Raw genomic sequence first — 25262 nt, forward strand, 5'->3', positions numbered from 1 at the left:
GGCGCTCAGTAGGAACTCGCGTCGAAGCTGACGAGGGCGGTGTCCCCCGCGGACCCGCCCTCGTAGTGCACGCTCACCGTCACGGCGTAGGCACCGGGCGTGTGCGCGTGCGTTTCGCGGACGACATGGACACACCTGTCGTCGTCCCCGTCGCAGGGGAAGTCCGTCGCGTCGGGGAAGGACTCGGCCAGCCAGCCTCGCACCGCCACGCGCGGCATGCGGAAACTGCCGTCGTAGGCCTGGCCTCCCCAGGTGTACGAGGTGCAGTCCTCGTCGCGGGTGCCCTCGGGCAGCGCGGCGCCGGAGAAGTCCATGGCCTCGGCGCAGCCGGCGCCGGTGACGGTGCCGGGAGGGTCGTCACCGGAGGCGGCGTGGAGCATCGTGCGTCCGAACCACCAGCCCGCCCACACCACGAAGACCAGGCAGGTCCACCACATCCCCCACAGCGGCCACCGCAGCCCCCTCTGCATGGGCATGACCGTATATCGGTCAGCCCGTGGCGGACAGACCCGGCAGGGGTTGCCACGCCCCTCCCCGGATGGGGGAGGATGGCGGAATCCGTACGAAGGGAAATACACGGTGAGCATCGACCCGTCCTCGATTCCGAACTTCGGGGGCCAGCCCGAGCCTCAGCAAGGACCGGCGGGCCCCGTCGTCCCGGATCAGGACCTCGTGAAGCAGCTCCTCGACCAGATGGAGCTGAAGTATGTCGTCGACGACGAGGGAGACCTCGCGGCGCCGTGGGAGCAGTTCCGTACGTACTTCATGTTCCGCGGTGAGGACGACCAGCTCGTCTTCTCCGTCCGGACGTTCTACGACCGTCCCCACGAGATCGACACCAAGCCGCAGCTGCTGGAGTCCATCGACGACTGGAACCGTCGCACCCTGTGGCCCAAGGTCTACAGCCACACTCACGACGACGGCACCGTCCGTCTGATCGGTGAGGCGCAGATGCTGATCGGCACCGGCGTCGACCTGAACCACTTCGTCTCCTCGACGGTCAGCTGGGTGCGCGCCGCCATCGAGTTCGACCGCTGGCTCGTCGAGCAGCTCGGTCTGACCGAGGAAGTCGACGAGGCCACGGAGAAGCCGGAGGACGACGAGGAGTAGTCCTCGGTCCCGTAGCACCCGTAGCACCCGTTGTACCTGCGTGAACGAGGGCCCGGCCCGGTATGCGACCACCACCGTCGCGTGCGGGGACCGGGCCCTCGTCGCTTCCGGAGTTGACGTCCAGAAGGTGTTCGGGTTCGCTGCCGGGATGCCTGGCCTTCGCATTCAACAGCCGGACGACGACGCCACGTTGAAAGACTGGCAGCACGTCCACAACGTGATCATCCCTACCCACACCCTCTCCCTGGACGACGTACGGGAACGCGCCCGGCGCCACCACTTGGAGATCGCCTACCTCGACGGCGAAGGCGACGACCTCGTGGGCTGCAGCACGGTTCGCCCGCCGGTGGACGAGACTCGGACGGCCACGGTCATCGCCCGCGTTCTCGCCCAGCACCGCGGGCGTGGGTTCGGCCAGGACCTCTACGCCCGCGGGCTCGACCGCGCCCGCGCGCTGGGCGCCGAAGTGATCGAGACCGTCGTCCTGTCCTCCAACGAGGCCGGACTCAGGTTCGCGCTGCGGCACGGCTTCGTCGAGACCGAGCGGTATCTGCTGCCCGGGGAGAGTGTTCCCTGGATAGACCTCCGGCTCAGCCGGCCAGTGACTTGAGCCGCCCCACGGCCTCCTCCAACACTCCCACCCGCTTGCAGAACGCGAACCGCACGAACGGCGCCCCCGCCTCCCGGTGGTCGTAGAAGACCGCGTTGGGGATGGCGACGACCCCGGCGCGCTCGGGCAGCGCGCGGCAGAAGGCGAAGCCGTCGGTCTCGCCGAGCGGACGGATGTCGGTGGTGATGAAGTACGTGCCGGCCGGCCGGAAGACCTCGAAGCCGGCCTCCGTCAGGCCCGTCGCCAGGACGTCCCGCTTGGCCAGCATGTCCGCGCGGAAGGCGTCGAAGTAGGAGTCGGGGAGGGAGAGGGCTTCCGCGACCGCGTACTGGAAGGGGCCCGACGCCACATACGTGAGGAACTGCTTCGCCGAGCGGACAGCCGTCACCAGGTCCGGGGTTCCCGTCACCCAGCCCACCTTCCAGCCGGTGAAGGAGAACGTCTTGCCGGCCGAGCCGATCGACACCGTGCGCCCCCGCATCCCGGGGAGCGTAGCGAGCGGGATGTGCTCGGCCGTGTCGAAGACCAGGTGCTCGTAGACCTCGTCCGTGATCACCAACAGATCGCGTTCTACGGCGAGTTCGGCGATGGCGGTGAGTTCCTCGCGGGTGAGGACGGTGCCGGTCGGGTTGTGCGGGGTGTTGATCAGGAGGAGGCGGGTGCGGTCGGTGACGGCGGCGCGCAGTTCGTCGAGGTCGAGGCGGAACGACCCTTCGTGCGGTCGGAGCGTGACCGGTACGCGGGTGCCGCCCGCCATCGCGATGCAGGCGGCGTAGGAGTCGTAGTACGGCTCGAACGCGATGACCTCGTCGCCCGGCTCCACCAGTGCCAGCAGCGCCGCGGCGATGGCCTCCGTCGCGCCCGCCGTGACCAGGACCTCGGCGTCGGGGTCGTAGGACAGGCCGTAGCGGCGTTTTTGGTGGGCGGCGATCGCGGTGCGCAGTTCGGGGACGCCGGGGCCCGGCGGGTACTGGTTGCCGCGTCCGTCGCGCAGCGCGCGGACCGCCGCCTCGCGGATCTCCTCGGGGCCGTCCGTGTCGGGGAAGCCCTGGCCGAGGTTGATCGACCCGGTCTTCAGGGCGAGGGCGGACATCTCGGCGAAGATCGTCGTTCCGAACTCGGCGAGCCGGCGGTTGAGGAGGGGACGTGAGCTGGAGGTCATGCCCGTCATCCTGCGCCCAAGCTCTGGAGTTCCTCAACTCTGCTTTGGCTGGTGAGACGGCCGGGCATCCCTGCTTCACGCACCACACGAGGCGCCCACGGGGGGCCGCTTCGGGGGAATCGGAAGGAGGGTGACGCCATGTTCTTCTTCGTCATCCTGGCAGTGATCGCGGCCGTCTTCGTGGGGGCCGTCGTTCGCGCGGCGCGCAAGTCGGACCGCAGGACGGGGGCGTACGGGGGCGGCGGTGCCGCCGGTACGAGCAGCTGGTGGGCCGGGGACGGGGGGTCGTCGTCCTCGGGCGGCGGTCACTCCGGGGGACACCACGGGGGCCACTCCTGCGGTGGCGGGCACTCCTCCTGCGGTGGCGGCTCGTCGTGCGGCGGCGGTTCGTCCTGCGGGGGCGGCTGCGGCGGGGGCAACTGACCGGCGCGGCGGGGGCGCGGCGCCCGTCGGGAGACCGCTCCCGGCGGGCGCTCCGGCGCGCGTCCGACACGCCTGGGCGTACGCCTTGGTTGAACAGTTGAGCTGTGGAGCCCCCTGAGGGATGGAAACCCCACGAAGTTGGGTAAAAAGACTGTGGTGGCGCCACCGTTCATGATTCCCTCTACATCACCGACGCAGCCCCTCGGGCGCCTGCAGACACCTTCTCCTGACTGGGCCGACCGGGTGGATGTCCCGGTGTCGGCCGGGGTGTGCCAGACCCCCACACCTCCCCCTGCCTTTTCTTTGCGTGCTAGCGGAGCCGATCCATGCTCACGACCCTGAACACCTCCTACACCGACACGCGCGCGGCCGACCTCGCCTGGACCCTGGGGCGCGAGCCGCTTCCCGCGCTGGCCACACTCGACCTGGAACTCGCCGGTGCGCGGCTCCAGTTGAGACTGCTCGGCGCGTCCCACCAGGTACTCCTGGACGAGGCGCGGGGCAGCTGTTCGGAGACGGTCGCGTGCATCCCGGGTTCCAGCACACCGCTGCCGCTCGGGGTCGCCAAGCGGGTGGGCGACTGGGAGTACGAGTTCGCGGCCCGGGTCGAGTTGCTGTCCCCGGGACAGTTCGCGGGCCGCGCCCAGGAACTGCTGGCCCTGGTCGCCGACCATCCCAACGGTCTGGCGGGGGTCTTCCCCGGCAGCCCGCACGCCTTCACCGCGCTGCTCGCCCAGCGGTACGAGGGCCAGGTGCACTGGCGCACCTGGCACGCCTATCCGCAGGACGGCCAGCTGGTGGCGACGCGGACGAGGGTGGGCGTACGGGTGCCGGTGGCCTACCCGGTGCCGTCTCCCGTCTGAGCCGCAGGCGGGTTGCGCCAACTCCCGCGGTCGTAAACACATTCCACACGTGTGGGTGACGAAGCGTGCCCGTTCCGTGACGTAACGTCGCAGCGTGATCGAACCGCACGCGCCGGCCCGGCCGAGTACCCAGCCGCCCTGGGCAGGCCCCGCGCGGCTGCCCGTACGGCCGGGCACGGGCCGGTTCCTGGTGCTCGCGGGGGTCTTCGTCTGCGCGGCCTGCGGACTCGTGTACGAACTCGAACTCGTCGCGCTCGCCTCGTACCTGATCGGCGACTCGGTCACCCAGGCATCTGTCGTCCTGTCCGTGATGGTCTTCGCGATGGGCATCGGCTCGCTCGCCGCGAAGCGGCTGCGCTGGCACGCGGCGGCCGGCTTCGGCGCGGTCGAGGCGGCCCTCGCGCTGATCGGCGGCTACAGCGCGATGGCGTTGTACGCGGTCTTCGCCTGGACCGGGAACTGGGGCGGCCTGTGGGCGCAGGGCCCACGCTGTCTCCTGGTCGCCTTCTCCCTCGCGATCGGTCTGCTGATCGGCGCCGAGGTCCCGTTGCTGATGGAGCTGATCCAGCGGATCCGCCGCCAGGACGCGGGCGGCGCCGTCGCCGACCTCTTCGCGGCGGACTACGTGGGTGCACTGGTCGGCGGCCTCGCGTTCCCCTTCCTCCTCCTCCCGTTCCTGGGCCAGCTGACCGGCACCCTGCTCACCGGCACGGTCAACGTGGTCGCCGGCAGCTGTCTGGTCCTCGGCCTGTTCCGCCGCGACCTCACCCGCCGGGGCCGCTGGCTCCTGGTCCTCGCCAACCTCACCGTCCTCGGCCTGCTCGCCTCCGCCGCCGTACTGGCCGACGACTTCGAACGGGCCGCGCGGCACGCCGTCTACGGCAAGGACGTCCGGGTGGCTCTCCAGACGGACGTCCAGGAGATCGTCCTCACCGGCGGCGACCACGGCCGCCCCCTCGACCTCTTCCTCGACGGCCGCCTGCGCGTCAGCGGACGCGACGAGCGCCGCTACCACGAGGCCCTCGTCCACCCCGCGATGGACGGCCCCCACGCGCGCGTGCTCGTCCTCGGCGGCGGCGACGGCCTCGCCGCCCGCGACGTCCTCCGCCGCCGGGGTGTGCGCCGCGTCGACATCGTCGAACTCGATGCGGAGGTCGTCCGGCTGGCCCGCCAAGACGCCGCCCTGGCCGCGCTCAACGACCACGTCTACGGCGACCCGCGCGTCCACGTCACCACCGGCGACGCCTTCGACCTGCTGCGCCGGGTCCACCCCGGGACGTACGACGTGGTCATCGCCGACCTCCCCGATCCCGGCATCACCGCCAGCACCAAGCTGTACTCCCAGGAGTTCTACGGCCTCGCCCGCCGAGCCCTCACCGAGCGGGGCCGGCTGGTCGTGCACGCGGGGCCTGTCGCCTCCCGGCGCCGCGTCTTCTGGACGGTGGTCTCCACGGTCCGCGCGGCCGGTCTCCACCCCGTCCCCTACCGCGTCGGCGGCCGGGCCTCGGGCTTCGCGGCGGGCCCCGACCGTACGGCGGGAACGTCCCGTTCCCCGCGCGACTGGGGGTTCGTGCTGGCGGCACGGGGGGCGGTGCCCGCGGAGCCGGGGCTGGAGAGCGACGAACGGGCGGCGGAGCGGACCCGGTTGCCGGGGCTGCCGGCCTCGACGCTGGTGCACCCCCGGTACTGATGCGACGCGCACCAACACGGCGGCACTTCCGGGCAACGGCAGGTGTACCCGGGGTCAACCTAGGTAGGCTCCGCAAACATGGAGCATGAGGTGCACGTTCCGGTTTCGCCCGAGCGGCTGCGATCCGCGCTCGGCGACCCCGCCCGGGTCGCCCGCGCCGTCCCCGGCCTCCAGCAGGACGCCGGCACCGAACCCGTCGCCGGACGCCTGAAGGTCCGCGTCGGCAGCCACTCCATCACCTACCGCGGGTCCGTCCGCGTCTCCGCCCGGGACGACGGCTCCTACGCCGTCGAGGGCGACGCGACCGAGGCCCGCGGCACCGGTTCCGTCAAACTCGCCCTCACCGTGCGCGTCCGCGAGTCCGACGGCGGCTCCACGATCACCTTCGACGGCACGGCGACGGCTGACGGCCGGGTCACCGAACTGGCGCCGGACGCGGTGCACGCGGCGACGACCAGACTGCTGGAGCGGTTCGCGGCGAACCTGGGGGCGGAGGCGGACCCGGAGGAGGAACCGGAACAGGCGGTGGTCACGGACGGCATCGACGACATTGAAGACATTGACGACATCGACGAGGTGGACGTGGACGACGTGGTGGGCGCCATCGAGGAACTCCACGTCTCCGAGACCTTCGCCGAGACCCCCCAGCCCCCCGCCGAGGCCGCACACGCCCGCCGCACGATGATCGGCCGCAGCGCGGAGGAGGTCGACCACGCGCCGCCGCGCGGGCGTTACGCCCCCGTCCCCGCGCCGCAGACCGTCTCCGCGAACGCCACGCTGCGCTGGGCGGCCCCCGCCGCCGCGCTGGTCCTGGCGTCGGCGATCGTGGTGAACAGGGTGCTGCGCAAACGCCGTTGAGCGGCCCAGTAGGGTCGTGCCGTGAGTAACGAAGAGATCACGCTGACCGCGGGCGACGCGGAAGTGACGGTGCAGCCGGGCAACGGCGGCCGTATCGGAGGACTTCGCGTCGGCGGCGTCGAACTGCTGCGCCAGGGCGAGCGGTTCGGGTGCTTCCCGATGGTCCCCTGGTGCGGGCGGATCCGCGACGGCCGCTTCCGGGACGGCGGAACCGTCCACCAGATGCCCCTCAACTCCCCGCCGCACGCCATCCACGGCACCGTCCGCGACGGCGCCTGGCGCACCGCCCGCAGGACGGCCGACGAGACGGTCATCACGTACGACCTGGTCGAGCCGTGGCCCTTCCCGGGCCGCGTCACCCAGGCCGTCGCGCTGACCGGGGACTCCCTGACGCTCACCATGGCGATCGAGGCGTACGACGACTCGTTCCCGGCGCAGATCGGCTGGCACCCGTGGTTCAACCGCAACCTCGGCGCCGAGGACGTGCTCGTCGACTTCAGCCCCGCCTGGCAGGAGGAGCGCGGCGCCGACCACCTGCCCACCGGCAACCGCATCGACGTGAGGCCGAGCCCCTGGGACGACTGCTTCGGCATGCCGGACGGCGTCGACGTCACCCTGACCTGGCCGGGGCAGCTGGAGCTGAAGGTGAGGAGCCCGGAGAAGTGGGTCGTCGTCTACGACGAGCAGGAGGCCGCCGTCTGCGTGGAACCGCAGACCGGCCCGCCGAACGGCCTGAACACCCTGCCCCGCCTGGTCACTCCGATCGAGCCGCTGGAAGCCACGACGACCTGGGCCTGGACGCGCTTCTAGGCCGGCGGGCATCGCCTCTAAGCTGGCAGGCATGACGGACGTACGCGGCGCGCTGCTGCAGGAGATCAAGGACAAGGCCGTGGTGCACGGCAAGGTGACCCTGTCGTCGGGGCTGGAGGCCGACTACTACGTCGACCTCCGCCGCGTCACCCTCGACGGGGTGGCCGCCCCGCTCGTCGGGCAGGTGTTGCTGGACCTGACCGCCGACCTCGACTTCGACGCGGTCGGCGGGCTGACCATGGGCGCCGACCCGGTCGCCACCTCGATGCTGCACGCCGCCGCCGCGCGTGGACGGAAGCTGGACGCCTTCGTCGTGCGCAAGGCCGCGAAGGCGCACGGCATGCAGCGTCAGGTGGAGGGCCCGGAGATCGCGGGCCGCCGGGTCCTGGTCGTCGAGGACACCTCGACCACCGGCGGTTCCCCGCTCACCGCCGTGGAGGCCGTGCGCGCGGCCGGTGCCGAGGTCGTCGGCGTCGCGACCATCGTGGACCGGGCGACCGGCGCCGCCGAGAAGATCGAGGCGGGCGCGGGAGTGCCGTATCTCTTCGCCTTTTCCAAGGACGAGCTGGGCCTGGACTGACCGCACGCTCCTAGCATCGGGCCACGTCTGGAAAGATGGGGCCGACGATGACGTCGCACCCAAGGTCTAGGTCAGGGCCGTAGTACGCAGATCGCGAAGATCGCCAACCCGCAGATACCAAGGAGCGGACCATGCCCATCGCAACCCCCGAGGTCTACAACGAGATGCTCGACCGGGCGAAGGCAGGCAAGTTCGCCTACCCGGCCATCAACGTGACCTCGACCCAGACCCTGCACGCTGCGCTGCGCGGCTTCGCGGAGGCCGAGAGCGACGGCATCGTCCAGATCTCCACGGGTGGCGCCGAGTTCCTGGGCGGCCAGTACGCCAAGGAGATGGTCACGGGCTCCGTGGCGCTCGCCGAGTTCGCGCACATCGTCGCCGAGAAGTACCCGGTCACGGTCGCGCTGCACACGGACCACTGCCCCAAGGACAAGCTCGACGGCTACGTCCGTCCGCTGCTCGCCGTCTCCGAGGAGCGCGTGAAGGCCGGCGGCAACCCGCTGTTCCAGTCCCACATGTGGGACGGCTCGGCGGAGACCCTCGCCGACAACCTCGCCATCGCGCAGGAGCTGCTGGCCCGCGCCGCCGCCGCGAAGATCATCCTTGAGGTGGAGATCACTCCGACCGGCGGTGAGGAGGACGGCGTCTCGCACGAGATCAACGACTCCCTCTACACCACCGTCGAGGACGCGATCCGTACGGTCGAGGCGCTCGGCCTGGGCGAGAAGGGCCGCTACCTGCTGGCCGCGTCCTTCGGCAACGTGCACGGCGTGTACAAGCCGGGCAACGTCGTCCTCCGCCCCGAGCTTCTCAAGGAGCTGAGCGACGGCGTGGCCGCGAAGTACGGCAAGGCGTCCCCGTTCGACTTCGTCTTCCACGGCGGTTCCGGCTCCACCGAGCAGGAGATCGCCACCGCGCTGGAGAACGGCGTAGTGAAGATGAACCTCGACACCGACACCCAGTACGCGTTCACGCGCCCCGTCGCGGACCACATGTTCCGCAACTACGACGGTGTCCTGAAGGTCGACGGCGAGGTCGGCTCCAAGAAGACCTACGACCCGCGCACCTGGGGCAAGTTGGCCGAGGCGTCGATGGCCGCGCGCGTCACCGAGGCGTGCGCGAACCTGCGCTCGACGGGCACGAAGATCAAGTAGTCGTTACGGTCTGCTCCGAGCCCGGTGCTACGGCACCGGGCTCGTTGTATACCTGGGGCATGTCCTCCGACGTCCGGCTCGCCTCGACCCAGGGCAAGTGGATCCTGCTGACCACGGTGCTCGGCTCCAGCATGGCCATGGTGGACTCCACCGTCGTCAACGTGGCCCTGCCGCGCATCGGCCGCGATCTCGACGCCGACCTGGCCGCCCTCCAGTGGACGGTCAACGCGTACATGCTGACGCTGGCCGGACTGATCCTCCTCGGCGGCTCCCTCGGCGACCGCTACGGGCGCCGCAAGATCTTCGTCCTGGGTGTGGTGTGGTTCGCGGCGGCCTCGCTGCTGTGCGGGCTGGCCCCCAACGCCGGGGTCCTGATCGCCGCCCGCGCGCTCCAGGGCATCGGCGGCGCGCTCCTCACCCCCGGTTCCCTCGCCCTCATCCAGGCATCCTTCCACCCCGACGACCGGGCCAGGGCGGTCGGCCTGTGGTCAGGTTTCGGGGGTATCGGCGCGGCGATCGGCCCGTTCCTGGGCGGCTGGCTGGTGGACGGCCCCGGCTGGCGCTGGGTGTTCCTGATCAACGTCCCGATGGCGCTGGTGTGCGCCCCGATCGCCGTACGCCATGTCCCCGAGTCGGCGGACGGCCGCGCACACGGCCGCTTCGACGTACTGGGCGCGGCGCTGGGCGCGATCGCACTCGCCCTGGTCACGTACGCGCTGATCGAGGCGGGCGACGGCTCACTCGTCGTCGTGATCGTCACCGCCGTGGCGGGCGTGGCCGCCGGGGTCGCGTTCGTCTACGTCGAGAAGCGCAGCCCCGATCCGATGATGCCGCCGGGCATCTTCGCGTCCCGCCAGTTCACGGCGGTCAACCTGGTCACGCTCTGTGTCTACGCGGCCTTCGGCGGTTTCTTCTTCCTCACCGCGCTCCAACTCCAGGTCGTGGCGGGCTACTCGGCGCTGGAGGCCGGCACGGCCCTGCTCCCGACGACCGCCCTCATGCTCCTGTTCTCGGCCCGCTCGGGTGAACTGGCCCAGCGCATCGGCCCCCGCATCCCGCTCACCGTCGGGCCGTTGCTGTGCGCGGCGGCGATGCTGCTGATGATGCGGGTCGGCCCCGACGCCTCCTACCTCGCCGACGTCGTACCGGCCCTCCTCGTGATGGGCAGCGGCATGGTCATCCTGGTCGCGCCGCTCACGGCCACCGTCCTGGCCTCCGTGGACACCGCGCGGGCGGGCCTGGCCAGCGGCATCAACAACGCGGCGGCCCGCGCGGCCGGCCTCATCGCGATCGCCGCGCTGCCGCTGCTCGCGGGGATGGGCTCGGAGGCGTACCGGTCGGCGAGCGCCTTCGACCACGCCTTCGACCGGGCGATGGGGTGGTGTGCCGGAGTGCTGGTGGTGGGGTCGGTCCTGGCCTGCGCGACCGTACGGCGCCCGGCCCCGGGCTGCCGCCGTCCCGAGTGCCTGACCCACGGCTCGATCACGGCACCGCCGCTGGAACCGCGGGTGGGGAAGGGGCGGCTCGACGCGGGGTAGCGACCGGATGCCGGGCAATGGCCGCGGCTGGGGGAGACTGGAACCCATGACGATTCACGAGAACCTCCTCGGGGACCGCCCCCGACCCACCTCCCCGAAGACCCCGGGCCGCGCGACCTCCTCGCGAGCGGGGCCGCGCCCGCCGAGGTCGCCGCGAAGTTTCCGACCTCCTCGCTCGCCTGGGCCCTGCTGGCCGACGACGCGTTCGAGCGGGGCAGCGTCGTGGAGTCGTACGCCTATGCGCGTACGGGTTACCACCGCGGGCTGGACTCGTTGCGGCGCAACGGCTGGAAAGGGCACGGTCCGGTGCCCTGGGAGAACGGCGCTACATGTAATCGTTCAATTTCTGCATTCCGCGCCGCCGTCGCTGCCTGAGTAACGGCGGCACAGACGTCTCAACTGCGGTGACTACCGCTTCAGTTCGGCGTACGCCTCGGCGCTGCTGTCCTTGAGGAACTGCCAGCAACGCTCCGTCTCGTCCTTCTCGTCGATCGCGCCAGCGGCACGGGCGAGGCCCGCGAGGCAGCGCAGGAACCCACGATTGGCCCGGTGGTCCCAAGGGATGGGGCCGTGCCCCTTCCAGCCGGCCCGGCGCAGCGAGTCGAGACCCCGGTGATAGCCGGTGCGCGCGTACGCGTACGACTCGATCACTTGCCCCGCCTCGAAGGCGTCGTCCGCGAGCATCGCCCAGGCGAGCGAGAACGTGGGGTGCTTCGCCGCGACCTCGACCGGAGGCTGGGACTCCTCGCCCAGGAGGCGGTATGCCTCTTCGTTCTCCGGCAGGTAGGTCGGGTCCGGGCCGCCGAGCAGGTTCTTGTGCGTCGTCATGCAATCAGTCTGCCACTCGGGGACGGACGTTCGGGACGCCTTCATGGGATATCGGCCGTGGATCGAGTTGATATGAGAATGGCGCTTGATGTACCTGATCGTGATATGCAACGCTCCGGCACATGGCAGCACGACGGGGGTCCTCCGGGGCCATTCAGGTGGGCATCTACACCCGGATCAGCAAGGACGACGAGGCCGAAGGGCTGGGCGTCGCGCGGCAGGAGGAAGACTGCCGACTGCACTGCGCTGCCCGGGGGTGGGAGGTCGCCAAGGTCTACGAGGACAACGACCTCTCCGCGTACAAGCGCAAGACGGTACGGCCCGAGTTCCGGCAGATGCTGGAAGACCTCAAGGCCGGGCGGATCGATGGGGTCGTCGCCTGGGACATCGACCGCTTCACGCGTCAGCCGCGTGAACTGGAGGCATGGATCGACGAGTACGAGGACGCCGAGCGCCGGAAGCGCCACCTCGTCTTCGACTCCGTGTCGGCGTCGGACATCGATCTGTCCACGGAGAACGGCCGGTTCATCGCGCGGATCAAGGTGACCATCGCAAACAAGTCCTCGGCGGACACGTCGAAGCGGACGAAGCGCAAGCACCTGGAACTGGCGGCGAAGGGCAAGCTTCCCGGTGGTCGGGCGCCGTACGGATGGAACCGCGAGGACCGCAGGACGCTGGTGCCGGAAGAGGCCGAGAACCTCCGCAAGGCGGTGAAGGACTTCCTGGGCGGCATCCGCTGGGCGTCCATTGCGCGTGAGTGGGGGGAGAAGGGGATCAGGTCGCATAGCGGCGGCGTCTTCGACGACTCCAAGATCAAGCGGATGCTGATGAACCCGCGGATCTGCGGCTACCGGATGCACCAGGGCGAGCTGTTCCTGGACGAGAGCGGCGCTCCCGTCGTCGGTGACTGGGAGCCGATCATCGCCCCCGACGACTGGTACCTGCTGACGGAGAAGGTCAAGCGGGAGTCGGAGGGGCGTGTCCCACGGGACAACGCCACCAAGTACCTGCTCTCCGGCATCGCTCGGTGCGGGCGGTGCGGTACGAAGATGCGGGCTTTCCCGTCGTACCGGAAGTCGAAGACGTCATCGCAGTTCAAGTACGCGTGTCCCGGTAGGAACGACGGTGGATGCGGGGGAGTGGCCCGGGCCGGTGAGCCGGTCGACCGTCTCATCAGGAATGCCGTGTTTCTCAGCTCGGACAAGGCGCTGGCGAACGTCCGCGAACGTGCGCCGGAGTGGACCAAGGAGGAGCAACTGGCCTCCCTGGAACGGGATATGGCCGAGTTCAAGCAGGCGTGGCAGGAGAAGCGCATGTCGGCCTCCCGCTACATCGCACTCACCGAGGATCTGGAGCGGCAGATCGCGGAACTGCACCGGGAGCGAGCCCTGCACCGGGCCGAGGCCGCGACCTTCGCGGCCGGCCCCATCGACATACGGGGCCGGTGGGAGAACCTGGCGATCGAACAGCAACGCGCTGCGGTCCTCAAGTTCTTCCGCGCGGTCATCATCAAGCCCGCGTCCAACGGGCCGATCTTCGATCCGGCGGATATCGAGCCGGTGCTCCGGTGATACGACGATGCCGGGTCCCCGTTGTGGCTGGGGACCCGGCTCCGCTCGTTCATGACTGGTCTGGTGCGGCGGGAGGCGACGTGCAGCACCGTGATCTCGTGCGCGAGCGCGTCGTCGGCGGCCTGCCGGGCATGGCGGGCGGCCTCGCCCTCGCGCCACGCGTAGTAGGAGGAGCGGGCGACGTTCAGCACCCGGCACAACAGAACGATCGGGTAGTTCGCCTTCTCCGCATGGATGAACCGGCACAACTCGCTCACCGGTCGTTGTCCTTCACGAAGAAGGCGGTCTTGGGTTCAGTCGCTGCCGACACCGGCTGTCTGGGCCGTCCGCCAAGTTCTGGGACTTCGACGTACGGCCCTGTCCTGCTTGCCGAGCATCAGTAAGCCTGCTGACGAGTGTCAGCTGGCCGGCCCCCAATCCCCGGGCCTGGAAGACAACCGAACCACAGGGAAAACCGGAACCCGCCTCTCGCGAACGATTGCGCGGACCGCGATTCCTCGTCCTCCAGCCCGTTCGAGTGGGGTGCACTCCCGCACGCCCTGCGGGTCATGAGGACGATCCCGCGCGAGACTTTGCGGCCTTGGGGGGACGCGAGTCCTCGCACAGGCGGCCGTCGTCATCGCCGACGAAAGGGCGACGGCCGCCACACCCGGTGTTCTCGGGCGCCCTCTTCAGTTGTCGGCGCCAAACCGATGCGCGGCGTGTCTCCAGCAGAACGAAGTCCGCACCTGTGCGACTGGTCCGGCCACCGCCTCCATCAGCCCGACGACGTCCGAACCACCACGACTTCACAGAAAGAGGCATCAGGGTCTGGCACCAGGACAGCACGCTGCCCGGCGGTACGGGCACCGATTGCCGTGCCATGAGCCCGCGCCGGGGTACCGGAATTTCCGGTGTGCTTCAGTCCGTGCTGGTCGTGTCGCGATCGGCGGCCGGGTTCCCGGACCTGTGCTCGAAGTGACGGACATGCGCGTCGGGGCCGGGGAACACCAGCGTGACCTCGTGCGTGTCCGACCAGCGCACGTCGTAGGGAGGCGTTCCGTCGTCGTGGTGCAGCGCGACGATCTCGCCGTCGCGCTTAGCGACGCCGGTGGTCGGGCTTTCTACAACAAGCACATCACCGAGTTGAGCTCGCATGATCGCCACCCGCTTCCTCAGGGTTGTTTCTGTACCCAGGCTGGCCCGCATGACATGCCGCCGCATGGGGTCGACAAGTCTCGTCACACGGGGCCAAGTGGCCCGGTTTTCAGGGCCGTCCGGCCCTCATCAGGCCCTGGGCGGCTCTCTCTGGGACCGGTCGGCTCCTGACAGGCTGAAATGCGATGGCCATCGCCTGTCACTCTTGGAAGAGGAAGGGCGCCGTGCAGCACCGTACTGTCGCCGACCTGATGACCCATGATGTCGTCCGGGTCCGGCGCGACACGCCGTTCAAGGAGATCGTCGAGCTGCTGGCGGCGAACGATATCGCTGCCGTACCCGTGGTGGACGAACTGGACCACCCCGTCGGTGTGGTGTCCGAGGCCGACCTGCTGTGCAAGTGCTCCGCCCAGGCCGACGCGTCCAGCCGGACGCCGGTTCCCCATAGAGAGGCATGGGAACGGGCCAAGGCCGAGGGTGCCACGGCCGAGGAGCTGATGTCGGCTCCCGCTGTGTGTGCACGTCCTGAGTGGCCCGTGGTCGAGGCGGCCCGTCTCATGGCGCTCCGGAACGTCAAGCGGCTGCCCGTGGTGGACGAGGCCGACCGGCTCATGGGCATCGTCAGCCGGGGTGACCTGCTGCGCATCTTCCTGCGCCGGGACGACGCCATCCGTGACGAGATCACCCCCGACGTGCTGCAACGGACACTGTGCCTCGCTCCTTCAGAGGTCACGGTCGAGGTGTACGAGGGACAGGTGACTCTCCGAGGATCCGTCGAGTCGAACAGCCTGATCCCCATCATCGAACGGCTGTGTCGGAATGTTGACGGCGTGGTCTCGGTCCGCGCGCACGTCGGGTACCGGATCGATGCCTCCCGGACATCTTCCACCACGGCATGAGCGCCTCCGGGCTTCCACGCACGGTTCGGCATGATCGCGAGCCGCACTGGCCGGTGGGTCCGCGAGTGACAGGAGAGGCGGAACGATGACCGACATCCAAGCCCTGCTGGGCGACGACGCCAAAGATCTGCTGACCCACACCGCCGAGGGGATTCGCAAGGAGGACCTGGTGCTGCCCGGTGACGACTTCGTCGACCGAGTCGTGGCCGCGACCGACCGCTCGCCGCCGGTACTGGGCAGTCTGCAGTCCCTCTTCGACCACGGCCGGCTGACCGGCACGGGGTATGTGTCGATCCTGCCGGTCGACCAGGGCATCGAGCACTCCGCAGCGTCCGCGTTCGCCGCCAACCCCCGCTACCTCGACCCCAAGAACATCGTCGAACTCGCCCTGGAAGGCGGCTGCAACGCGGTCGCCAGCACGCTCGGCGTCCTCGGGGCCGTGTCACGGCGCTACGCGCACCGGATCCCGTTCATCGTGAAGCTCAACCACAACGAGCTGCTGACCTACCCCAACCATCACGACCAGGTCATGTTCGGCAGCGTCCAGCAGTGCTTCGACCTCAGCGCGGTCGGCGTGGGCGCCACGGTCTACTTCGGCTCCGAGGAGTCGGACCGTCAACTGCGCGAGACCAGTGAGGTCTTCGCGCGCGCCCACGAACTGGGCATGTTCACCGTGCTGTGGTGCTACCTGCGCAACCCCGGGTTCAAGAAGGACGGCACGGACTACGCGGTGTCGGCCGACCTCACCGGGCAGGCCAACCACCTCGGCGTGACCATCGAGGCGGACATCGTCAAGCAGAAGCAGGCGGAGAACAACGGTGGTTACCGGGCGTTGGGCTTCGGCCGGACCGACCCGCTCGTGTATGACAGGCTCACCACCGACCACCCCGTCGACCTCACCCGCTGGCAGGTGGCCAACTGCTACATGGGCCGGGCGGGGCTGATCAACAGCGGCGGCGCCTCGGCCGTCCAGGACGACCTCGCGCAGGCCGTCCGCACCGCGGTGATCAACAAACGGGCCGGAGGCACCGGCCTCATCACCGGCGCAAAGCCTTCCAACGGCCCGCCGCCGAAGGCGTCGAACTACTCAACGCGGTCCAGGACGTCTACCTCGACGACAGCATCACCATCGCCTGACGGAAGCCCCGACGGCAGCACGGCCGGAGGCACCGGGATCACGGATCAGGTATCTCCGGCCGTCCGTATCCGCACCCAACTCACACGGGCGTCAGCTCGTCGACGGGATACGGGTCGGTGGGTGCCTCGGCGTGCCGCAGGAGCTGTTCAGCCCCTTCCGGGGAGGGCAGTTCACGCGTGAAGACGTCCTGTCCGACAGACGTGGCCTCCCAGGCGCTGGTCGCGATCGCGGACGCGGTGAGCAGCCAGGTGACATAGATTTTCTCCCCACCGTCCTCGTAGTACTGGCCGCTCCAACTGGTCACCGACCCGGCGTCGGTCCGCCCGTTGCGCCAGGCAACCGCCCAGCCGAGCGGGGTCCCGTGGCCAGGGACGGCGGCCGTGTCGTAGCGTCCGACCAATGGGTAGGTGCCTACGGCGTGGCCGGTGGCCGAGATGTAGGTGCCCCTGATGCTGCCGTTCGGGTCCGCCGTGATCCGCAGGTGCGAACCGAACTCGTTGTACCAGTCGCCGCTGATGCTCATCGTTCGTCCTTCCATCGTTTCCTGTCGCCCTTCCCGCACGGCCGTCGCACCCGAAGCAGCTGTCTCAGCCAGGGATGTCGTCGGCCTTGCCCACGACGACGGCGAAGAGGTCGGCGATGCCCGCAAGGGACGCGGCCTGGAGCGCCGCGGCCGGTACCTGCGTGCCGTCGGCTCCGGTCAGTGCGCGGGTCGCGGTGGCGGAGGCCACGATCGTGGAGTGGTAGCCCAGGTTGAAGGCGTCGCGGGCGGTCGAGTCGACGCACATGTGGGTCATGAATCCGGCCAGGACGAGGTCGCCGCGCCCCGTCGTCCCCAGGCGCTCGTCCAGGTCGGTCCGGAAGAACGAGCTGGGGAAGTTCTTGACGACGACGGGTTCACCGGGCCGCGGTGCGACTTCCTCGCTGATCCGGCCGATGGGGGCGGTGATGTCGTACGCAGATCCCTTGCCCGCGTCGTGCATGACGTGGAAGACCGGGATGCCCGCCGCCCGTGCGCGGGCCAGCAGGCGGGCCGCCTCGGCGAGGGCTTCCTCGACGCCCTCAAGGCGCATAACGCCCTGCCGGTAGGTGTTCTGACAGTCGATCATGACCAGTACGGAGTCCTTCAGCGCGGCGGGCTCGTCGCTCAGGCCGAGCAGGCTGCGGAGTGTCACGGCAGGAGACATGGTTCTCAGCTCCCTTGGCTGCAGCTCCTTCTGCTGATGCCGAGGCTAGGACGAGGGACGCTGCAACCCCGCTGCATGGCCGGTACTCGGGCCGGTCCAGGGACGTCCCGGCCCCTGCGCGGGGGACGTTCGGTACCTGCCTGGCGGGCCGTGTGGGGCGCCGTATGGAGGCATGACGAATCTGCGAGGTGTGCCGCCACAGGCCGCGGCGCCGGAGGACCGCGGTGCGGCGGGCCGCTGGGTGGCACTGGTCGTGCTCTGTGTGTCGCTGCTGATCGTGACGCTGGACAACACGATCCTGAACGTGGCGCTGCCGACTCTGGTCAGGGAACTCGGAGCGACGACCACCCAACTGCAGTGGATCGTGGACGCCTACGCGCTCGTCTTCGCCGGGCTGATACTGGTGGCGGGCAGCACCGCGGACCGGTTCGGCCGTCGCCGGGTGTTCACGGCGGGGCTGGCGGTGTTCGGGGTGACGTCGGCGTGGGGCCGCGTACTCCGGCTCGACGGGGATGCTCATCGCGGCAAGGGCCGGCATGGGCGTGGGCGCGGCGATGATGATGCCGGCCACTCTGTCGATCATCACGGACCTGTTCCGTGACCCAGGTGAGCGGCGCCGGGCTATCGGCGTGTGGGCGGCGACCAGCGGACTCGGGATCGCCATCGGGCCGGTGGCCGGCGGGCTGCTGCTCGGCCACTTCTGGTGGGCGTCGGTGTTCTGGGTCAACATCCCCTTCGCCGCCGTCGGTCTGGTGTGCGCGCTGCTGCTGGTGCCGGATTCCCGCAATCCCGCGGCACTGCGGCCCGATCCGGCCGGGGCGGTCCTGTCGATCGTCGGGCTGGGGCTGCTGCTGTGGGCGGTCATCGAGGCGCCGGTGCGCGGCTGGACGTCGGGCGTCGTGCTCGGCGCGGGCGGCGGCGGGCTGGTGGTGCTGGTGTGCTTCGCCCTGTGGGAGCGGGCCAGTACCCATCCCATGCTGAACCTGGACTTCTTCCGTGAACGCCGCTTCTCGATCGCCACCTCCTCCGTGTCCCTGGCGATGTTCGGGCTGTTCGGAGCCCTGTTCGTGCTGACCCAGTACCTGCAGTTCGGCCTCGGCTACAGCGCCCTGCAGACCGGGGGGGCGCATCCCTGCCGGTGGCCGGACTGCTGGCACTGGTCGCGCCGCTGTCCCCTCTCCTCGTCCGCTGGGCGGGCACCAAGGCCGTGGTCGGGACCGGGCTGCTGGCCGTCGCGGGCGGCCTGTGGCAGCTGTCCGCCGCGGACGTCTCCGCCACCTACGGGGACGTGCTCCCCGGCATGCTGCTGCTCGGGCTCGGTGCAGGGCTGGTCGTACCGGCCTCGCTCGACTCCCTCATGGGCACCCTGCCGCAAGGGGACACCGGGGTGGGCTCGGCCACCAACGGCGTCTCCGTCCAGCTCGGCGGGGCGCTCGGCGTGGCGGTGATCGGCAGTCTGCTGACGACTCGCTACCAGGACCGCATGGGCCCGCCGCTGGCCCCCTACCGGCTGCCGCAAGGCGTGTCCGACACTGTGCTCGGCTCGCTGGGCGGAGCGCTGGGACTGGCCGGACGAGTGGGCGGTACTGCCGGACGGATGCTTGCGGAGCTGGCCCGCTCGGCATTCGTCAGCGGCATGGGCCTCGGGCTGTCCGTCGGGGCCGTGGTCGCCGCGGGCGGGGCCGTCCTGGCCTTCGCCGCGCTGCCGTCCCGGCCACGACACCGCAGGCCGGCGGATTCGTCCGGAGACTGACGCTCTCGTGTCGTTCGTCTCCGTTCGCGCCCTTGTCGGACAGGGGCCGGATGGTCCACAGCCAGGGCCGGTTGTCCTTGCCGGACCCGTCGACAGCGCGCTGCAATGGAGGAGGCAGGGAGGAAGGAACCTGAAGGCAACGCCCGCAGCAGGGCGGCCGAGTGCTGCCGGGCCGCGGTCCATGGTCCGCGCGGGGAGGCTGCGTCATGCGTTTCGACGATCGCAGGGCGGCCGGCCGGCGGCTGGCCCGTCGTCTGGATGTTCTGCGCGGCCAGGACGTGGTGGTGCTGGGGCTGCCGCGCGGCGGGGTGCCCGTGGCGTACGAAGTGGCCCAGGCGCTCGACGCGCCGCTGGACGTGCTCGTTGTGCGCAAGCTGGGCGTGCCGTGGCAGCCGGAACTGGGATTCGGCGCCGTCGGGGAGAACGGGGTACGCGTACTCAACGAAAACGCTGTCGACGACACCCGGCCGAGCCCGGCGGAGCAGGCGGCCGTGGAGCGCACAGAGCAGGCCGAGGTCGGCCGACGCGTGCGCCGCTACCGTGCCGGGCGGCCTCGCGTCCCGGTCGCCGGGCGGACGGTGGTCGTGGTGGACGACGGGCTGGCCACCGGGGCCACGGCAGAGGCGGCCTGTCGGATCGTACGCGGCCAGGGCGCGGCCCGGATCGTCCTCGCGGTACCCGTCGGACCAGCCTCCACCGTCGAGCGCCTGCACGAGGTGGCCGACCGGGTCGTCTGCTTGCGGTCGGTCCAGTACCTGGGCTCGGTCGGCGCCTGGTACGAGGACTTCACGCAGACGACCGACGCCGAAGTGATCGCGCTTCTCACCCGTTCCGCCCGGCCCGCGTCCGCACCCCGCGCCCCGGTCGGTCCTCATCCGCCGCCCAGCCGGGAAGTCGAAGTGCCCGCCGCAGGTGTGTCGCTGGCCGCGAGTCTGACACTCCCCGACTCGGCCCGGGCGGTGGTGGCATTCGCACACGGCAGCGGCAGCAGCCGGTACAGCCCGCGCAACCGGTACGTCGCCGCGACCCTCAACAGGTCCGGGCTGGCCACGCTGCTGCTCGACCTGCTCACCGAGGAGGAGGAAGCGGACCGGAGCAACGTCTTTGACGTGCTGTTGCTCGCCCGGCGCCTGCACGCCGCCTCCGTCTGGCTGCGCCACCGCACCGCCCTCCCCGTGGCCTACTTCGGGGCCAGTACGGGAGCCGCCGCCGCGCTGGAGGCAGCCTCGGCCCACGGGGCCGACATCCGCGCGATCGTCTCCCGCGGCGGGCGCCCCGACCTGGCCACCCCCGCCGCACTGGCGCAGGTGAAGGCGCCGACCTTGTTCATCGTGGGCAGCCGGGACTCCCGGGTCCTCAGCCTCAACCGTCTCGCCGCCGACCGGATGCACTGCGAACACGGCCTCTCCGTCGTCCCGGGTGCCACCCACCTCTTCACCGAGCCCGATGCCCTCGCCATCGTCGCCGAACTGGCCCGGGACTGGTTCACGGCCCATGTCGCCTCTCCCGAGGCCCACGTACCGCCACGGCGCTCGGCCTGACGACCGCCGGAGCCCCGGCGCGGGCGCATCGAAGGCAGCCGTCAGGGGATGCCGAACGGCTCTCTTTCCAAGGCCACTTGGCCCTCGGTCACCGTGACGCCGAAGCGGTGTACTGAAAGTGAGGAATGCCTTTGGCCCCCGCACGGACGAGGGGAGGAGAGGACCATGCCGACGTCCCGTGCGTTACACCATGTCTGCCTGGGTGCCGCGGTGCTGGCGATCGGACTGATCGCACCGGCGGCCCTGGTCGGTGACACAGCGGATGCAACGGCAACGGCCACTGTCACCGCTCCGAGCCGCAGCGGCAGCCCGCAGTCCACCGTCGACCACGTCACCGACTTCTACGGTGCGTACACCGACGCCCTCTACGACTCCGGTCACGGACGCCTGACCGACGCCCTCCGCAGCCACTATCTGACCGCGGATCTGCGCCGCAGCCTCGCCCGCTGGGAGGCGGTCCACCACATGGACGGCGTGCTGCGCGGCAAGAGCGTTCCGACCGAGTGGAAGGTCGTCTACAACGACAGCGGTATGGGGCACTGCTGGACCCGGGCCACTCTCACCTGGCAGGACGCCGGCCACCGGGTCCACCACACTCGCTTGATGATCCAGTCCGACCTGGCCACACGGCTTATCTCGGACATCCGGACCGACCGGTGACCGCCCCCGGTGATGGGCCGATCGGCCGGGTGACGGCCCGGTCGGCCCCTGCCGAAGCTCGCGTCCGGAGGGCAGGGTGACGACACGCCCGGCCGTACAACAGCACGACGCACCACACGGGTACTGCGGGGAGGGCTTCTGAGGAGGTCACCATGAGCACAATCCCCTGGCGTCGATCGCGTGAGCGTCCGACGGCCGTTCTGGCCCTGCGGTGCGCGCAGCGCACCGTCGGAGTGGAGGCGGCGCTCCAACTTCCGAGCGTGATGGTGCTGGTCGTCGAGGACGCGTGCACAGCCTTCGCTCTTGAGGACTGGCGACGGCGGGAGCCGCCCCGCCGGCATCTCCAGGCTCGTCGTGGCTGGCAGGCCGAGGGCAGGCGGTTGCGGACCAAGGAGGGCCGGCTGAGGGAGCTGGCCGCCCAGTGCCTGGATACGCCGGAGTGAGCGGGTCACATCCGTCCCGCCTGCCCATACGAGGCAACGCGCTCGGCCTCGGGGCGGACGGGACGGGAATCCGGCTTCCGGGACCGGGCGCGGAGAGGCGGGACGACCGATGAAGGAAACCGTCTCCCTGAAGCGGATCGCCGGTGTCCGCGTCGGCCTGCACTGGAGTGTGCTCGTCATCGTCATGCTGGTGACCGTGACGCTCGCGGCCGGTCGTTTCCCCGACGCCCATCCCGGACGTCCCGCCTGGGTGTACTGGTCCCTCGGCCTGCTGGCCGCAGTGGTGTTCCTGGCCTCGCTGCTGGCCCACGAACTCGCGCACGCGGTAGTGGCCCGCCGCAACGGCGTTCAGGTCGACGGCATCACCCTGTGGATGCTCGGCGGCGTCGCACGGCTGCGCGGCGAGGCACCCACACCCGGCGCGGAGCTGCGCATCGCCGCGGTGGGCCCGCTCACCAGCGCTGTGGTCGGTGTGCTGTTCACCGGGCTGGCGTTGTGGCTGGACGCACTGCGTGCATCGGGGCTGGTGGTCGAGGCGGTGGCGTGGCTGGCCGCGATCAACATCGTGCTGGCCGTCTTCAACGCGCTGCCTGCTGCCCCCTTGGACGGAGGCAGGCTGCTGCGCGCGTTCCTGTGGCACCGCACCGGCGACCCGGTCCGCGCCACCCGAGGTGCTGCCGCGGCGGGCCGGGTACTGGGCTGGTTCATGATCATCAGCGGCTTCGCGGCGATGCTCTTCGGCGGTGATCTGTCAGGACTGTGGCCCGCGCTGATCGGCTGGTTCCTGATCACCACCGCGACCGCGGAGGAGCGGCAGGCCCAACTGCGCGGCGCCCTGGACGAGATACCGGTGAGCCGTGTGATGACCCGTGACCCCGTCACTGTCCCGGCCAGGGCCTCCGTCGCTGGATTCCTGGCCGAGGGCCCCTTCGGCCGCTACCGGCACTCCGCTTTCCCCGTCCTCGCCCCGGATGGCTCGGCGGTCGGCCTGGTCACGGTCACGCTCGTCAACCGGGTCCCCCTCCAGGCCCGTTCGACCACGCTGATCGGTGACGTGATGCGCCCGCTGTCCGACGTGATCAGGGCCGTACCGGACGACCTGGTCGTGGACCTGCTGCCCCGTCTGGAGGCGAGCAGGGACCGCAGGGCCCTGATCTTCGGCGACGGGGATCTCGTCGGCATCGTCACCCTCGCCGACATCGGCCGCGCTCTGTCCTGGCTCACACCGGCCCCCGGACCCGATTCCGGAGTGCGGCGGGCACACGGCAGCTTCGGTGAAGGAGATACGAGATGACCGCGACCTCACCGACCCGCGATTCCCGCTTCCCGTACTCCGCCCACTCCGTTACGGCGTCACCCGGGCGGATTGAGGTCGCACATGTCTCGGACCACTTGTTCGCCGCCTTGGTGCGCGGCCACGAACTCACCGTCGACGAGCCGGTCGAGGCAGGTGGAGACAACGACGGCCCCACGGCGGTGGAACTGTTCGTCACTTCCCTCGCCTCCTGCGCCGCGTGCGACGCGGTCCGGTTTCTCCGGCTCCTCCACCTGCCGTACGACCAGCTACGGGTCGAGGCGGACTTCGCGACGGCACAGGACGGAGCACCTCGCCTCTTATCCGTTCGCATACGCATCCTGCTGCCTGCTCCGCTCAACCCGGTCCTGCGCGAGACCCTGTGCGCGGTGGTCGGCCGCTGCGCCGTCCACAACACGCTGCGCGTCCCGCCCGAGGTCACGGTCGAGTTCGGCTGACAAGGCGGCAAACGCCCTGCCAGACGCCCGAGCAGCGGAACGTTCCGGCCTCAGTGACACTGGTTCGGCCCGCACCGGGATTCCCGCGACATCCAGTGCGCCCCAGGGCCGCTCGGCCCCACTGCGAGAGCCGGGAAGCCCTGCTGCCCACCACCGCGCTCCCGCGAGGGTGGAAGCGGCCCCCTCTCTCCCGCAAAGGCGGGGATCGAGTCCGTGGCTCCTCTCCGGGAGCTCCGTCCGCACCACCGATCGGAGATGCGTGATCATGAGCCGACCCGTCATCGTCGGGATCGACGGCAGCGCTGCCAGCCTTGCTGCCGCGGTCTGGGCAGCCCGTGAGGCCGAACTCCGCAGCAGCCCACTGCACCTGGTCGCCGCCTGGCCCGCGTCAGCGGGTACGCCGCCCGATGCGCCCGAGGCGTCCGCGCGCCGGCGCTGGGCCACCCGCTCCCTCGACCTGGCGGTCGACCGGCTGCGCGCTCGCCACCCGGTGCTCGACATCGACACCGAACTCCTGAACGCGCCGCCCCACGAGGCACTGCTGACCGCCGGCGCCGAAGCGGAACTCCTCGCCCTCGGCTCCCACGGCCTGGGCACCACGTCCAGCCTCCTGCTGGGCTCCACCAGCACCAGGACCGCCGCTCTGGCCGACTTCCCGGTCATCCTCATACGCTCCGCCGGCCCGGCGCCCGAGCCACCAAGCGGCCCCGTCCTGCTCGCACTCGACGCCGGTCATCACCCGCAGGACAGCCTCATCTCCTTGGCCTTCGAGGAAGCGGCCCTGCGCGACGTCCCCGTGCGCGCCCTGTACGCCTGGCTGCCGCCCGGCCTCCTCCCCGCATACCCGGTCATGGCAAGGCGTCACGGTCATGCGCCTCATGCCAGGCGGGCCGAGAACCTGCTGACCCGGGCCCTGCTGCACTGGAGGCTGAAGTTCCCGGACGTGCGGGTGGAGGAGGTCTGCCTGGAGGATGTCCCCGCCGGCGCCGTCGTCGCGGCAGCCCGGCAGTCGTGTCTCACCGTGCTCGGCCACCGCTTGGGGCCGGCCGCCACCGGTCCTAGGCTGGGCACGGTCGCACAAGCCGCCGTACGCGACGCGACAGGTCCTGTGGTGCTGGTCCCGGACACGTGACCGCGCCGGCGCGGGCTGTGCACGGACAGTCGTCGCCCGCGTAGACCCGGCAGGGGCAGGCCGGGGCAACCCGACCCGCCCCTCCCAAGGTGCCGCCATGGGCGGCCGACGCCGGTCCCCAAACCGGCGTATGAGTGGCTTCCTCCCCAGATTCACACCGCAAGCGGTGCCGGAGCAGGGGCCGAAAGACACGTGCCAGGGGCCGTTCGGCCCCCGGAACGGGCCTTCGGGCCTCTGCCGAAGCCCGCTCCCGGGGTACACGCTCGACACTGACCCCGTGAGGCGGCCGTACGGACTCTCCCGAGCCCTCACCAGAAGTTCGCACGCGACGCGATCCGGTGGGCCGGTTCTCGCACGACGGACCTGGACGTGACTTCCGCCTCACGGGCTCCACTCTCACAGGTTCGCTCCCGCCGTCTGGAA

26 protein-coding genes and 3 pseudogenes are annotated in these 25262 nt (G+C 70.5%); 23 read left to right on the plus strand and 6 right to left on the minus strand.

Translation table 11 applies throughout. The features are described from left to right. Positions 1-5: 5 nt before the first annotated feature. Entirely contained in the window at positions 6-470 is a 465-nt protein-coding gene (locus AB0I51_RS30680) for a hypothetical protein (RefSeq protein WP_362980678.1), read from the minus strand. A gap of 109 nt (positions 471-579) precedes the next feature. Here AB0I51_RS30680 and AB0I51_RS30685 point away from each other — a divergent pair, with 109 nt between their 5' ends. Further along, positions 580-1110 (plus strand): YbjN domain-containing protein, encoded by a 531-nt coding sequence (locus tag AB0I51_RS30685; RefSeq protein WP_362980680.1) that lies wholly within the window; start codon positions 580-582, stop codon positions 1108-1110. Between the two features lie 148 nt (positions 1111-1258). Continuing rightward, the gene (locus AB0I51_RS30690; RefSeq protein ID WP_362980863.1) at positions 1259-1720 is read left to right on the plus strand and encodes a GNAT family N-acetyltransferase; all 462 of its coding nucleotides are present in this window, start codon (positions 1259-1261) and stop codon (positions 1718-1720) included. Here AB0I51_RS30690 and AB0I51_RS30695 read toward each other — a convergent pair. Next, the gene (locus tag AB0I51_RS30695) at positions 1701-2891 is read right to left on the minus strand and encodes a pyridoxal phosphate-dependent aminotransferase (RefSeq protein ID WP_362980682.1); all 1191 of its coding nucleotides are present in this window, start codon (positions 2889-2891) and stop codon (positions 1701-1703) included. The two genes, AB0I51_RS30690 and AB0I51_RS30695, sit on opposite strands and share 20 nt — an antisense overlap. A 129-nt stretch (positions 2892-3020) precedes the next feature. Between AB0I51_RS30695 and AB0I51_RS30700 the strand changes: the two genes are divergently transcribed. The 9 genes and pseudogenes from AB0I51_RS30700 to AB0I51_RS30740 form a co-directional block, all read left to right on the plus strand. After that, positions 3021-3305 (plus strand): hypothetical protein, encoded by a 285-nt coding sequence (locus AB0I51_RS30700; RefSeq protein WP_362980684.1) that lies wholly within the window; start codon positions 3021-3023, stop codon positions 3303-3305. Positions 3306-3631: 326 nt separating this feature from the next. Further along, positions 3632-4168, plus strand: coding sequence for a DUF2617 family protein (locus AB0I51_RS30705; RefSeq protein ID WP_362980686.1), 537 nt, complete (start codon positions 3632-3634; stop codon positions 4166-4168). A 94-nt stretch (positions 4169-4262) separates the two neighbouring features. After that, positions 4263-5858 carry a polyamine aminopropyltransferase gene (locus tag AB0I51_RS30710; protein ID WP_362980688.1) on the plus strand — a complete coding sequence of 532 codons (1596 nt, stop codon included), beginning with the start codon at positions 4263-4265 and terminating at the stop codon, positions 5856-5858. A gap of 90 nt (positions 5859-5948) precedes the next feature. Beyond that, the gene (locus AB0I51_RS30715; RefSeq protein ID WP_362980690.1) at positions 5949-6716 is read left to right on the plus strand and encodes an SRPBCC domain-containing protein; all 768 of its coding nucleotides are present in this window, start codon (positions 5949-5951) and stop codon (positions 6714-6716) included. A 21-nt stretch (positions 6717-6737) separates the two neighbouring features. Next, a complete protein-coding gene (locus tag AB0I51_RS30720; RefSeq protein ID WP_362980692.1) occupies positions 6738-7526 on the plus strand; it encodes an aldose 1-epimerase in 789 nt (262 codons plus the stop codon). A 31-nt stretch (positions 7527-7557) separates the two neighbouring features. Beyond that, positions 7558-8106 carry an orotate phosphoribosyltransferase gene (gene pyrE / locus AB0I51_RS30725; protein WP_362980694.1) on the plus strand — a complete coding sequence of 183 codons (549 nt, stop codon included), beginning with the start codon at positions 7558-7560 and terminating at the stop codon, positions 8104-8106. Positions 8107-8237: 131 nt separating this feature from the next. After that, positions 8238-9260 carry a class II fructose-bisphosphate aldolase gene (gene fbaA, locus AB0I51_RS30730; RefSeq protein ID WP_362980696.1) on the plus strand — a complete coding sequence of 341 codons (1023 nt, stop codon included), beginning with the start codon at positions 8238-8240 and terminating at the stop codon, positions 9258-9260. 59 nt (positions 9261-9319) lie between these two features. Next, entirely contained in the window at positions 9320-10798 is a 1479-nt protein-coding gene (locus AB0I51_RS30735) for an MFS transporter (protein WP_362980698.1), read from the plus strand. Positions 10799-10844: 46 nt separating this feature from the next. Next, positions 10845-11119: pseudogene (locus tag AB0I51_RS30740) on the plus strand (DUF3151 domain-containing protein); the annotation flags it as partial. Between the two features lie 87 nt (positions 11120-11206). Here the strand turns inward: AB0I51_RS30740 and AB0I51_RS30745 are convergent. Beyond that, a complete protein-coding gene (locus AB0I51_RS30745; RefSeq protein ID WP_362980700.1) occupies positions 11207-11626 on the minus strand; it encodes a DUF3151 domain-containing protein in 420 nt (139 codons plus the stop codon). A 122-nt stretch (positions 11627-11748) separates the two neighbouring features. On the opposite strand from AB0I51_RS30745, the gene AB0I51_RS30750 reads away from it, so the two are divergent. Then, positions 11749-13197: a recombinase family protein gene (locus tag AB0I51_RS30750; protein ID WP_362980703.1), complete on the plus strand. Its 1449-nt coding sequence runs from the start codon at positions 11749-11751 to the stop codon at positions 13195-13197. A 951-nt stretch (positions 13198-14148) separates the two neighbouring features. Here the strand turns inward: AB0I51_RS30750 and AB0I51_RS30755 are convergent. Continuing rightward, a pseudogene (locus AB0I51_RS30755) lies at positions 14149-14334 on the minus strand (DUF1918 domain-containing protein); the annotation flags it as partial. 224 nt (positions 14335-14558) lie between these two features. Here AB0I51_RS30755 and AB0I51_RS30760 point away from each other — a divergent pair. After that, positions 14559-15233 (plus strand): CBS domain-containing protein, encoded by a 675-nt coding sequence (locus AB0I51_RS30760; protein WP_362980705.1) that lies wholly within the window; start codon positions 14559-14561, stop codon positions 15231-15233. A gap of 85 nt (positions 15234-15318) precedes the next feature. Next, positions 15319-16551, plus strand: coding sequence for a class I fructose-bisphosphate aldolase (locus tag AB0I51_RS30765; RefSeq protein WP_362980707.1), 1233 nt, complete (start codon positions 15319-15321; stop codon positions 16549-16551). Here the strand turns inward: AB0I51_RS30765 and AB0I51_RS30770 are convergent. Further along, positions 16451-16894: an avidin/streptavidin family protein gene (locus AB0I51_RS30770; protein WP_362980709.1), complete on the minus strand. Its 444-nt coding sequence runs from the start codon at positions 16892-16894 to the stop codon at positions 16451-16453. The two genes, AB0I51_RS30765 and AB0I51_RS30770, sit on opposite strands and share 101 nt — an antisense overlap. Positions 16895-16958: 64 nt before the next feature. Continuing rightward, entirely contained in the window at positions 16959-17558 is a 600-nt protein-coding gene (locus tag AB0I51_RS30775) for an isochorismatase family protein (RefSeq protein ID WP_362980711.1), read from the minus strand. 172 nt (positions 17559-17730) lie between these two features. On the opposite strand from AB0I51_RS30775, the gene AB0I51_RS30780 reads away from it, so the two are divergent. From AB0I51_RS30780 to AB0I51_RS30820, 9 genes and pseudogenes are all read left to right on the plus strand, one after another. Next, positions 17731-18159, plus strand: coding sequence for an MFS transporter (locus AB0I51_RS30780; protein WP_362980713.1), 429 nt, complete (start codon positions 17731-17733; stop codon positions 18157-18159). Then, positions 18113-18619: pseudogene (locus AB0I51_RS30785) on the plus strand (MFS transporter); the annotation flags it as partial. The gene AB0I51_RS30780 and the pseudogene AB0I51_RS30785, both read left to right, overlap by 47 nt. Positions 18620-18696: 77 nt before the next feature. Then, positions 18697-19311 carry a hypothetical protein gene (locus AB0I51_RS30790; protein ID WP_362980872.1) on the plus strand — a complete coding sequence of 205 codons (615 nt, stop codon included), beginning with the start codon at positions 18697-18699 and terminating at the stop codon, positions 19309-19311. Between the two features lie 206 nt (positions 19312-19517). Continuing rightward, entirely contained in the window at positions 19518-20852 is a 1335-nt protein-coding gene (locus AB0I51_RS30795) for a phosphoribosyltransferase family protein (protein ID WP_362980715.1), read from the plus strand. A 165-nt stretch (positions 20853-21017) separates the two neighbouring features. Continuing rightward, positions 21018-21512 (plus strand): hypothetical protein, encoded by a 495-nt coding sequence (locus AB0I51_RS30800; RefSeq protein ID WP_362980718.1) that lies wholly within the window; start codon positions 21018-21020, stop codon positions 21510-21512. Between the two features lie 152 nt (positions 21513-21664). Then, positions 21665-21955, plus strand: coding sequence for a hypothetical protein (locus AB0I51_RS30805; RefSeq protein WP_362980720.1), 291 nt, complete (start codon positions 21665-21667; stop codon positions 21953-21955). Positions 21956-22064: 109 nt separating this feature from the next. Continuing rightward, positions 22065-23249 carry a site-2 protease family protein gene (locus AB0I51_RS30810; protein ID WP_362980722.1) on the plus strand — a complete coding sequence of 395 codons (1185 nt, stop codon included), beginning with the start codon at positions 22065-22067 and terminating at the stop codon, positions 23247-23249. Next, positions 23246-23707 (plus strand): OsmC family protein, encoded by a 462-nt coding sequence (locus AB0I51_RS30815; RefSeq protein ID WP_362980724.1) that lies wholly within the window; start codon positions 23246-23248, stop codon positions 23705-23707. Before AB0I51_RS30810 ends, AB0I51_RS30815 begins: the two co-directional genes overlap by 4 nt. Positions 23708-23972: 265 nt before the next feature. Then, the gene (locus AB0I51_RS30820) at positions 23973-24839 is read left to right on the plus strand and encodes a universal stress protein (protein WP_362980726.1); all 867 of its coding nucleotides are present in this window, start codon (positions 23973-23975) and stop codon (positions 24837-24839) included. The last annotated feature ends 423 nt before the right edge of the window (positions 24840-25262 follow it).

Origin of the sequence: Streptomyces sp. NPDC050549, from assembly GCF_040655035.1 — a bacterium.
Taxonomy (GTDB): Bacteria; Actinomycetota; Actinomycetes; order Streptomycetales; family Streptomycetaceae; genus Streptomyces.